General features: G+C 70.1%; 7 protein-coding genes and 2 pseudogenes. 2 read left to right on the top strand and 7 right to left on the bottom strand.

Annotation, left to right across the window (positions count from 1 at the left end; all coding sequences use genetic code 11):
- Positions 1-332: 332 nt before the first annotated feature.
- Positions 333-632, top strand: a pseudogene (locus ABZ260_RS38070) (dihydrofolate reductase family protein); the annotation flags it as partial.
- A gap of 379 nt (positions 633-1,011) precedes the next feature.
- Here ABZ260_RS38070 and ABZ260_RS38065 read toward each other — a convergent pair.
- The 7 genes and pseudogenes from ABZ260_RS38065 to ABZ260_RS38035 form a co-directional block, all read right to left on the bottom strand.
- Complete coding sequence (locus tag ABZ260_RS38065) at positions 1,012-1,731, bottom strand: hypothetical protein (RefSeq protein ID WP_355627183.1); 720 nt, start codon at positions 1,729-1,731, stop codon at positions 1,012-1,014.
- A complete protein-coding gene (locus ABZ260_RS38060) occupies positions 1,724-2,260 on the bottom strand; it encodes an RNA polymerase sigma factor (protein WP_355627181.1) in 537 nt (178 codons plus the stop codon). Before ABZ260_RS38060 ends, ABZ260_RS38065 begins: the two co-directional genes overlap by 8 nt.
- Before the next feature lie 432 nt (positions 2,261-2,692).
- Complete coding sequence (locus ABZ260_RS38055; RefSeq protein ID WP_355627180.1) at positions 2,693-3,322, bottom strand: type II secretion system F family protein; 630 nt, start codon at positions 3,320-3,322, stop codon at positions 2,693-2,695.
- A 347-nt stretch (positions 3,323-3,669) separates the two neighbouring features.
- Positions 3,670-4,374 (bottom strand): type II secretion system F family protein, encoded by a 705-nt coding sequence (locus ABZ260_RS38050; protein ID WP_355627178.1) that lies wholly within the window; start codon positions 4,372-4,374, stop codon positions 3,670-3,672.
- A 389-nt stretch (positions 4,375-4,763) separates the two neighbouring features.
- Positions 4,764-5,894 (bottom strand): annotated as a pseudogene (locus ABZ260_RS38045) (TadA family conjugal transfer-associated ATPase); the annotation flags it as partial.
- The gene (gene ssd, locus ABZ260_RS38040) at positions 5,891-6,937 is read right to left on the bottom strand and encodes a septum site-determining protein Ssd (protein ID WP_355627175.1); all 1,047 of its coding nucleotides are present in this window, start codon (positions 6,935-6,937) and stop codon (positions 5,891-5,893) included. The gene ssd and the pseudogene ABZ260_RS38045, both read right to left, overlap by 4 nt.
- Before the next feature lie 1,023 nt (positions 6,938-7,960).
- Positions 7,961-8,734, bottom strand: coding sequence for an oxidoreductase (locus ABZ260_RS38035; protein ID WP_355627174.1), 774 nt, complete (start codon positions 8,732-8,734; stop codon positions 7,961-7,963).
- A gap of 338 nt (positions 8,735-9,072) precedes the next feature.
- Here ABZ260_RS38035 and ABZ260_RS38030 point away from each other — a divergent pair.
- Positions 9,073-10,094: AMP-binding protein (locus ABZ260_RS38030; RefSeq protein WP_355627172.1), on the top strand; the 1,022-nt coding region annotated here is incomplete at its 3' end.

Genomic DNA, 10,094 nt, shown 5'->3' with positions numbered 1-10,094 from the left:
TTCGTCGGTGACGGCCCGCCGCCCTTCCGCAAGGAACGCCGAACTCCCCACAGCCAGGGAAAACACGGCACAACACCAAAGCGCGAAACACCCCCAACCAAAGGAAGCCACCTCAGGCCCCAGACGGTGAGATCCCAGGATGCCTGCCCACAGACCCCACCAATCCCCTGTGGATAACCCGGAGATTCAACGAAAAACCTGTGGATAACCCAAAGAAGCAGCAGCCAACGTGACCGCTCGATATCAGGGTGGCCGGTTCCACGGCACGCTCCCTGCTGTCGCACCCCACCAGGTAGTAGCCGCCGAGGTACTCCTTGGCCTCAAGGTAGAGCCCGTCCTTCACCCTGGCCGACACCACTTTCCATTTCCTCGACACGACACCAGCCGAGGCGCTGGCACGCGCGAAGCAGGCCGCCGATGGCCGGGACGTGCACCTCGGCGGCGAAGTCGCCACCGTCCGCAAGTTCATCGAGGCCGACCTGGTCGACACGATGCACATCGCCGCCGCGCCCATCGACCTCGGTCGAGGCGAACGACTGTGGGAGAGCCACACCGACCTGCTCGACCGCTTCCACCTTGAGACAGCACCGAGCCCCAGCGGAGTCACTCACCTCCTGTTTTGGAGGCGATGACCACTGACCCCGCACGATCGCACGCACACGCCGCGATGAGCGTGTACCTGCCCGTCGACCCCAGCACGGGCAGGTCATCAGTCCCGCTGGGCCATCCTGCCCGAGCAGGGCGAGCCCCGGGGATCAGGCGGCCAGGTCGACACCGGTGAAGTCGACCTCCTTCAAAAGGGGATCGAACGGGTCCGGCGGGCGGCGCAGGCGCCGAAGCGGCTGATGTGGGCGCGCGGGTAGGGGGCGATCTCGCCGAGCTGATCGGCGGGCAAGGCATGTGGAGCGCCCGGTGCATGGAGACGCGCACGCCGGGTGCGGCGGGCGGGCCGGGGAAACCCACCGTGAGCACTCACGACAGGACCCCTCGGTCCAGCCCTACACGACAGGCCTAATCGACGGATGAAACCGGCGGCGCGGCCGGGACGTCGTACGCCGCGACCGACCAGGCCCCGGGACGCTTACCGAGTTTGGCGGCCAGCTGATCGGCTGTCTTCGGGTTGGACAGGTCGTACTTCCTCTCGCATGCACCCTCGGGCGGGCACGAGTCGCGTCCACGCGCGATGGGCGCATCGGGGGGGAAGACCCAGAAGGTTATTTTGTGATCGCGGCCGAGCCAGCCCGGCTCGTGCGCCTTGTCCGCGAGCATGCTGAGCCCACCGTCCGGACCGCACACGCCGCCGGCGCTGCTCAGTCCCTCATTGCTGAAGAAGATCGAGCCGGGTTTCTGGCAGAAGATCACGATCGCGATCTTTTCGCTTGTGGGACGGAACCGGAGGCTCACTTTCGTCGCCGACTGCGGCATCCTCGCTCTCGCTAGACGATCCAGCCCCTTGTAGACGCGCGGCGCCTGCTTGAAGGTCGGCGGGGCCGCAGGCGGCGGCGCGGGTTCGGAAACGCCGACCAGGTTCGACACCAGCATGACCACTGTCGTGACGACCGCCATGGTGGCGACGGCGGCGCCCGCCGTCCAGCCCCAGTGTCGGCGCGGGTGGAGCCGCCGTACTGAAGTCTGGCGGGCGGTCAGCCGTGCGCGGGCCCTGGCCACGGTCTCGGCTGAAGGCGGCGGCACATCCGGTACCGCCTGGGCGAGCAGCGTGATCTCATCCATCGTGCGCCTCCTTCAGCGGGTTGACGTCGCCTAGTGCCTTGCGAAGCTGCTTGCGTGCCCGGTTGAGCCGGGACGCGACGGTGCCGTAGGGGACCTCCAGGGCGGCCGCGACCTCCCGGTGGGTCAACCCGCCCAGCGCCACCAGCAGCACCACGTCCCGGTCGCCGCCGTTCAGACCGGCAAGCGCCCTCGCGAGCCTGCCGGTGAACCTTCCGGCCGTGACACGCGTGAGCGTCGCGTCCTCGTGGCTTTGCGCCTCGCGTTCGGATGTCCGGCTGAGCGCTTTCCATCTGCGGATCTCGCTACGGCGGTGCCTCGCGATGAGCTTGGTGGCGATGCCGTACAGCCAGGGCCTGGCCTCACCACGCGAGGATTCATATCCCCCTCCGGCAGCGATGAGAAAGACCTCACCCGCCAGATCGTCGGCGTCGTCCATGGAAAGCCGTCTGGCGATGTAGCGGTGGATCTCGGCGAAGTGCGCGTCGAAGATCCGATCGAGGTCGAGGCCCAGATGGGCGGAAACGCTCATGCCAGCGGCACCGTTGGCATCCGTGTTTGGGTCACGCACTGCTCTCCATCCAATTCGGAAAGGTGGTCACCTCTGATTGCCCGGTGGGCCGGAATGCTTTCGCGCATCCCAGCGAGCCCTGACCGAACACCCCCGACTGGCGACACCTCGCGCGCCAGCACCCATCGCGGTCGACGACATCGGCATGCCGCCAGTCAGCAGCGAGGCCGCCAAGGCCTTCTACCGCATTGTCGATGCCGCCTGCGAACCAGCGAGGTTGACGACTGGCAACTCGCCCCCGCGCATCGTGCAGCCACCCGGCTCCACCCGCTGATCGCCGAACGACTCACCGAGGCCACACTTCACGGCCCAGGGCACTACATCGAGCAAGACCCGGCATCGAGGTGCGAAAGAACCATCACGCCGTGACGGCCGTGACCTTGGTGGCGGTCGTCAGGGAAGGAGCACCTCGCCGGCGAGGCCGGCCACGACGGGGATGATGCCCAGGAAGACGAACGCGGGCAGGAAACAGAGTCCCAGGGGAGCAACTGCCTGGACGCCGACTCGTTGGGCGGCCGCCGACGATGCGGCGCGGACGGCACGGCGGAAGTCGTCGGAGAGCCTGGTGAGGACGTCGGCCACCGGTGCGCCACTCGACGCGGCCCGGCTCATGGCACGGGCCAGCGGGGCGAGCGAGCGCTCGGAGGCCAGGGCCTGCCAGGCGCTCTCCGGTGCGGCTCCCAGTCTCAGCTGGCCGCTCACCCAGGCCAGTCTCTCGCCCAGTGGTCCCGCGATCGCCTCCGCCGTGACGTCGACGGCTCCGGTGATCGGCTGGCCCGCGCGCAGGCAGGCGACCATGAGATCGGCCGCCAGCGGCAGATCCGCCGTCAACCGTCTACGTTCCTCGCGCAGTTCGGGTGACTCTCGCCGCCGCAACACCGCCAGCGCGATCCCGGAACCTGTCGCCCCGACGATCGCTCCCGGCAGACCTCCCACGGCCAGGAACGCCGCCAGCCCCACGGCGAGGGCCGCCGCGATCTCACCCCGGCTCGGCCGCCGCCTTCCCTCCGGATCATGAACCATCCCGGCGAACCGGCCATGGGCCGTTCCCGCAGCCGGATTCTGAGCCGTCCCCGTGGGCAGACCCAGGCCTGTTCTCGCAAACGAGTCCCGAGCCGCCCTCACAGGCAGATCCCGAGCCGTTCCCGCGAACGGGTCTCGAACCGTCCCCGTGGCCGGGAGAACCATGGGTGCTTCGGCCCCTGGTCGTACCTTCGGAAACCCGGCCAGGTGTGCTGAGCACCGTGCGCGGCGGAGCCGGTCGGCGGGTTCACGCCGGGCGATCCACAGCCGGACGGCGATTCCGGCGAGCACCACGGCAAGCAGAGCGATCACTTTCTCCCCTTCTCGCGAACCGGACCACGGGGACGTCAGCCCCGCTGGGCCCGGACGACCAGGCAATGGGTCCACCACAGGCCACCGGCGTCGAGTGCGAGGCCGGCGACCAGACAGCCGACGCCCGCCGGACCGCCGAACAGGAAGTGCAGCGGGCGCATGCCGAGGCCGGCCGCCATCAGCAGGCCGAGGACGGGCAGACCTGCCAGCAGGCGGGCCGTGGCGCGGGGGCCCGCGAGTTGGGCCGCGACGTCCTGGCGATGGCTCTGGGCCTCTCGCAGTGAGGCGGCGACACGATCGACAAGGACGGCCAGGCCCGCCCCCGCTGTCATGCTCACCTTCCAGCAGGCGGCCAGGGCTCGGAAGGCCTCGCCTCCCTGCTCCGGCGCCACGGCCAGTAAAGCGGCGGGTACGTCACCGCCGTCCCTCGCGGCCGCGACCAGCGGGCGCAGCGCCTCGGGATCGGGAAACCCCGCCGCCCGCACGGCCCGCGCCAGCGCGTCACCGGCCGCCCGTCCCGCCACCAGTTCGGCGGCGAGGCCCTGACAGAGCTCGATCGACGCGACCCGCCAGGCCGCCGCGCGCCGGGAGGGCCGCGAGTGAGCGGCGAACCTCTCCCGCAAAGAGGGCGAGGCGACCGGGCCGCGACGGCGCAGGCGGCCCAGGCGGGCGGTGCCGGTATCCGCACCCGTCCACAACCATGCCGCCAGGGTGACGAGAACCAGGGCGGCTGCCGTCATGACGCCGGCCGTGACATCGCTCTTGAGGCCGTTCGTGACGTCGGCTCACCGGGACTCGGGCGACCGGCAACGTCCGGGTGCGTCTTCCGGCGAGAGGGGGATGCGGGGACACCGGAACACGGGCTCGAAAGGTTTGGGGAACCCGAGGCGTCGGGAGAGGCCTCTCCTGGAAGCGCGGGAACCCGGATGTCCGGACCCGAGCCGCCGAGAGCCTCGGAGACCGCAGTGTCCCGGTAGGAGGTGACCGGTGCAGGACTCATGCTCTGGAGGGCCTCGGACGGCCCGTACGGCCGCGGCGGGCGGGGTGACAGGTAGGGCCTGCGGCGGGGAGCCGGCGAGGCGGGGATGCCGGGCGCTCGGGCTGCGAGGGCGGGCAGGCCAGGGCCGGGACTCATCCGGCCGTCCGGGGCGAAGGTGAGGGCCGGTTCGGCCTCCACCAGTCCCGAGGGGCGGCGGATCATCATGCAGATCTCGGCGACCCGGCGGCGCCCGTCGGCGTGGTCGCGAGCGAGGTGGATGACCACGTCCAGGGCCGCGGCGATCTGGCTGTGGACCGCCTCCCTGCTGAGACCCGCCGCGCATGCCAGCGCCTCCAGACGGGGCGGCACGTCGGTCGCGGTGTTGGCGTGCAGGGTGCCACAGCCTCCCTCGTGACCGGTGTTCAGCGCACTCAGGAGGTCCACGACCTCGGAACCCCTCACCTCACCCACGACGAGACGGTCAGGGCGCATCCGCAGGGCCTGACGGACGAGGTCACGCAGGCCGACACCACCGGCGCCCTCAAGGTTGGCCGGGCGCGCCTCCAGGCGGACGACATGGGGATGCAGTGGTCTCAGCTCGGCGGAGTCCTCGACCAGCAGCAGCCTTTCACCGGGATCAGCCAGGGAGAGCAGGGCCGACAGCATGGTCGTCTTGCCGGTCCCGGTACCACCGGTGACCAGGAAGGCGAGCCTCGACTCGATCACCGCGGTGAGAACGGCGACGCTTTCCGCCCCGATCGCGCCCGCCTCGACCAGATCGTGAAGGGTGAAGGTGCGCCGGGGCGGGAGTCGTAAGGACAGGCAGGTGCCGTTGGGCGCCACGGGCGGCAGGACGGCGTGCAGCCGGACACCTCCCGCCAGGCGGGCGTCGACATAGGGGCAGGCGTCGTCGAGGCGCCTGCCCGCGGCGGAGGCGAGCCGCTGCGCGAGCCGCCGGAGCGCGTCTTCGCCGGGGAAGACGACCGAGGTCAGGCGCAGCCCGTGCCCGTCGTCGACCCACACCTCGCGTGGGCCGTTCACCAGCACGTCGGTGACCTGGGCCTCGGCCAGCAACGGCTCCAGTGGACCCGCTCCGATGAGATCGGCGCACAGGACCCGGGCCACCGCCAGAATCTCCGCGTCGCCGAGCATCGCCCGCTCGGCCCGCAGCGCTACCGCGACGTGCGCGGCACTGGGCTCGACTCCCGTCCTGGCCAGCCGTACCCGGACCGCCTCCACCAGCTCCGGCGAGACCGTCACCGCGCTCTCGGCCCGTTTCACCTGTCCGCCCCGAGCTGCTCGTGCAGGAAAGTGGCGCAGAACCGTCCGAGAGAGGTGCGACGGCCGAGTGGTGGAACGTCCCCCCGATCAAGCGCGGCGGCGAGACGAGGCTGGTCGGGGAGGCTACCGCCGTGCGGGACGCCGAGCGAGCCCGTCACCACGTCGTCGTTCAGGACCCCGCTACGCACGACGGCCCGCACCTCGCCGGTGTGCTCCCGCAAGGAGGCCAGCACCTGTGCCGCGGCGAGCACGCCGCGCACGTCGGCGGTGACGACCAGGAGGGTGGTGCCGGCACGGCCGAGCGCCTCCACCGCGGCCTGGTCGAGGTGGCGCGGCAGGTCGACGACCACCAGCTCGAAGCCCCTGCGCCCCGCTTCGAGGACCGAGCGCATCGCCTCGGCCGGGATCGGCTCGACCTCGCCCCGGCTGAAGGAGAGCAGCGTCAGCCCCGCGAAGGTCGGCAGGGCCGCCTGGAGCGCTGTGCAACTGACCCTGCCCTCGCGGGCGACCAGGTCCGACCAGCGCGCTCCATCGGACTCCTCCTGGCCGAGGAGGAGATCCAGACCTCCGCCAAGCGGGTCGGCGTCGATCAGGAGGGTGCGGATGCGCCGGCGGGACGCGGCCAGCGCCAGCGAGCCCGCCAGCACGCTGGCCCCGGCTCCGCCGCGCCCGCCCGCGACGCAGACCACGAATCCCGGCTTGGCGGGTGGCTCGACGACGTCTGCGAACTCGTCGACCAGTCGGCGCTCCGCGGCGGGCAGCTCCAGCACGGCCTGGGCACCGACCGCGACGCACCTGCGCCATGTGTCGGGGTCGTCGCAGGTGCGGGTGACCAGGAAGACACGGTGGCGAGGTGGCGGTCCGGTCGAGGCCAGCGTGCCTGCCATGTCGTCACCGACGACGACCAGCGGAGCACGGTTCCAGTAGGGCCGGGCGTGCGCGGGCGCGTGGGCGACGTCAAGCTCGGCTCCGGCCGCGGCGGCGATGCGGAGCAGGTCGTCGAGCAGATCATGGTCTTCGGTGATGACCAGCGGGCGGTCCACTGATGCCTCCTGGGATGCGGGGACCCCACCCTCCGCTAAGGCTCCCCATCCCCGAGGTACCGAACGCCATACTGGGGACAGCCGGCCCCAGGGTGGCCCTGCCTGTGGAAAACCAGCGGCCAGGAGGTCGCCCGTACGAGCGCGGAAGACCTCGGACAGGCGGGCAAGGACGAACACCTCAACGGGCCTGCTCACACGTTCACGCGCCGACGCACCACACCGAGTACCGGGCAGGAGCCCTCCACCGCGGAGAGTGCCGGGAGGAGGTGCCACCGAGGCGGGAGTGGCGGCTGGGAAAAGAGGCGACCCCCGTCGGGGGGAGGACGGGGGTCGCCGACCGGTCCGGCTCTGGGGGGGTAGAGCCGGTCCCGTTTCAGAAGAAAGCTTCAACGGCCAACCAGAGCATGGCAAAGGATTGCGGTGGCAACCTGTACGCAGTTACTCCGGTTTGGGGAGATACAAACTCATGCTGCCCGATCAACTCAAGTTTCGTCGAGGAGTAATCCTCATTTTCCAGTAGTTTTTTTAATGTAACGATCCAGTCTCCGGATACCGCCCGACCCGGGCACACTCCCGGCACGGGCGAACCGCGACTACGTTAAGTGATCACCACCGGAGCACGACCCCGCCCGCACGGACGGCGTCGGTCGGCCTCGCGCGACGCAAGACGGCACGCGGGTGGGTTTGCTGATTAATGTTCCTCGATCCGCAAAGGTTTTGCCCCTAGGGGTTCCCATCAGCGCGAATCGGACGTACAAAGGTTGCACGGACCATGTGTCCGGGCACGACCGCTGGGTACCCACGCGCCGTCAGCCGCGGGAGGCGCGTTGAAGCGGGCTTGTCCCGTTTCAACGATTATCAGGTGCACGCTTGGTAACCCGGTAGGAACGTGCCGACGACGGCGCCCCCTATCAGGGGCGCCGTCGGCTCGTGTGGACAGGTGTCCGTAATCGATGACCGCGGGTGATCGAGTATGCGCGGGCGGCGTCCCAAGCCGCCCGGCCGTCCCCGCCGGGATCGGGATCAGCCCCGCTGCATGGCCTCGCAGATCGCCGTGGCCTCGCGCACGCCCAGGGTGACCGCCGTCGCGCAGTGTCGCACCCAGGCCGCGACGCCCTCGGGGGTACCGCTCAGGTACGACCGCAGTCCCTCCCCGTAGGCCGGGCCGAGTTCGAGATGACCCACCTCGACGGCCACCAGCGATTTCGGGTCCAGGCCGAACTCCACCAGCGTCAGCCGCTCCGCCGCCCGCGCGACCAGCCCGTCCGCCGACCCGAACGGGCGCAGCACCGCCAGCTCCGCGTGCACGACGGCGGCGAGCACCAGCGCCGGCGCCTTCGAGGAAGCCGTCACCAGCTGGACGAGACCGTCCACCCGCGCCACCGCCTCCTGTGGTGCGGGCGCGGCACCAAGACCGAGCGGATCGGGCGCCTCGGCCGTGGCCCTGGGGCGGCCGAGGTCCTTGGTGAGCCCGGAGGCGGCGAGCGTGTGCAGCCTGGCCAGCACCTGGCGGGGCGCCGTGCGCCAGGTCGAGCCGAGCCGCCCCAGCTCGGCCGAGACGCGCAGTGCGCCCTGTACCACTGGGTCGGTGGCCTCGGGGATGACATCGAGCGGGATGTCCACGCCCTCCAGTGCGGCTGACGCACGAGCACCGCGCAGGGCGGACCTGGCCGACACCTCCGGGCTCTTACGCCGCAGTACGCGGTGCCCGTAAAGCCGGTCGACGGCCTTGCGCGCGTCGGTGACCGCCTCGGACACTCCGGGCATTCCTGCGATGACAGCCAATGGGTCGCTCACGCTGCCCGACCCTATCGGGGCCGCTCGGCGAGACCTCGGCCAGGCCGCGGGGTCACCCCCGGCGGCTCGGGAGAACAGCTGCGGAACCGTTCGCCGAGCGCATGACACCGTCCGGCGCATCACCGTGTCAATACGCATTGAATAACGCCGTCTACATTCCTACGGTGTCGAAAACACAACATTTCCAGAGTGGCCGTTTCCGCAAAATCAAGTGTTTTGAAGGCCTATGAGGCCTTGTCACCGATTGGTACAGACCTGTCTAGACCTCTTGTGGCGAGCACCGGTGGCCTGGTGAAGTGGGACACGACCAGTCGATAGCAGTACGTGAGGAGTGCGTAGTGGCCCCGGAGACCCCTGGTTCCGAGTCTCGTGAGACCCAGGAGACGCTGTCGAACCTGCTGAACGAGACCCGGCGGTTCGCACCTCCCGCAGGCCTGGCCGCGGCCGCGAACGTGACCGCCGACGCCTATGCGGAGGCCGAGCAGGACCGCCTCGCCTTCTGGGAGAAGCAGGCCGACCGCCTGACCTGGTCAAAGCGCTGGGACAGTGCCCTTGAGTGGAACCCGCCTTTCGCCAAGTGGTTCGTCGGCGGCGAGCTCAACATCGCCTACAACTGCGTCGACCGCCATGTGGAGGCCGGTCACGGCGACAAGGTCGCCTACTACTGGGAGGGTGAGCCCGAGGGCGACAGCCGCACACTCACCTACGCCGACCTGCGACGCGAGGTCTCCAAGGCCGCCAACGCGCTCTCCGAGCTGGGCGTCGGCAAGGGTGACCGGGTCGCGATCTACATGCCGATGATCCCCGAGCTGCCGATCACGATGCTGGCCTGCGCCCGGATCGGAGCGATCCACTCGGTCGTGTTCGGCGGGTTCTCCTCCAGCGCGCTCAGCGGCCGGATCAAGGACGCGGACGCCAAGATCGTGGTCACCGCCGACGGCGGCTACCGTCGCGGCGCGCCCAGCGCGCTCAAGCCGACCGTGGACGAGGCGGTCGCGGAGTGCCCCGGCATCGAGCACGTCCTGGTCGTGCGGCGGACCGGCCAGGAGGTCGACCAGACCGACAAGGACGTCTGGTGGCACGACGTGGTGGACCGGCAGTCCGACGTCCACGAGGCGCTGCCGAACGATGCCGAGGATCCGCTCTACATCCTCTACACCAGTGGCACGACCGGTAAGCCCAAGGGCATCCTGCACACCACCGGCGGCTACCTCACCCAGGCCGCGTACACCCACGACGCGGTCTTCGACCTCAAGCCCGACACCGACGTCTACTGGTGCACCGCCGACATCGGCTGGGTGACCGGCCACTCCTACATCGTGTACGGCCCGCTGGCCAACGGCGCGACCAGCGTCATCTA

The sequence above is a fragment of the Streptosporangium sp. NPDC006013 genome (assembly GCF_040614275.1).
Classification (GTDB): Bacteria; Actinomycetota; Actinomycetes; order Streptosporangiales; family Streptosporangiaceae; genus Streptosporangium.
This window is presented reverse-complemented; position numbering and strand designations above follow the sequence as displayed.

Excerpts from the sequence above, each read along its gene's own strand:
- ABZ260_RS38065 (WP_355627183.1), bottom strand. The coding sequence starts at position 1,731 with ATGGATGAGATCACGCTGCTCGCCCAGGCGGTACCGGATGTGCCGCCG.
- ABZ260_RS38060 (WP_355627181.1), bottom strand. The coding sequence starts at position 2,260 with ATGAGCGTTTCCGCCCATCTGGGCCTCGACCTCGATCGGATCTTCGAC.
- ABZ260_RS38055 (WP_355627180.1), bottom strand. The coding sequence starts at position 3,322 with ATGGTTCATGATCCGGAGGGAAGGCGGCGGCCGAGCCGGGGTGAGATC.
- ABZ260_RS38050 (WP_355627178.1), bottom strand. The coding sequence starts at position 4,374 with ATGACGGCAGCCGCCCTGGTTCTCGTCACCCTGGCGGCATGGTTGTGG.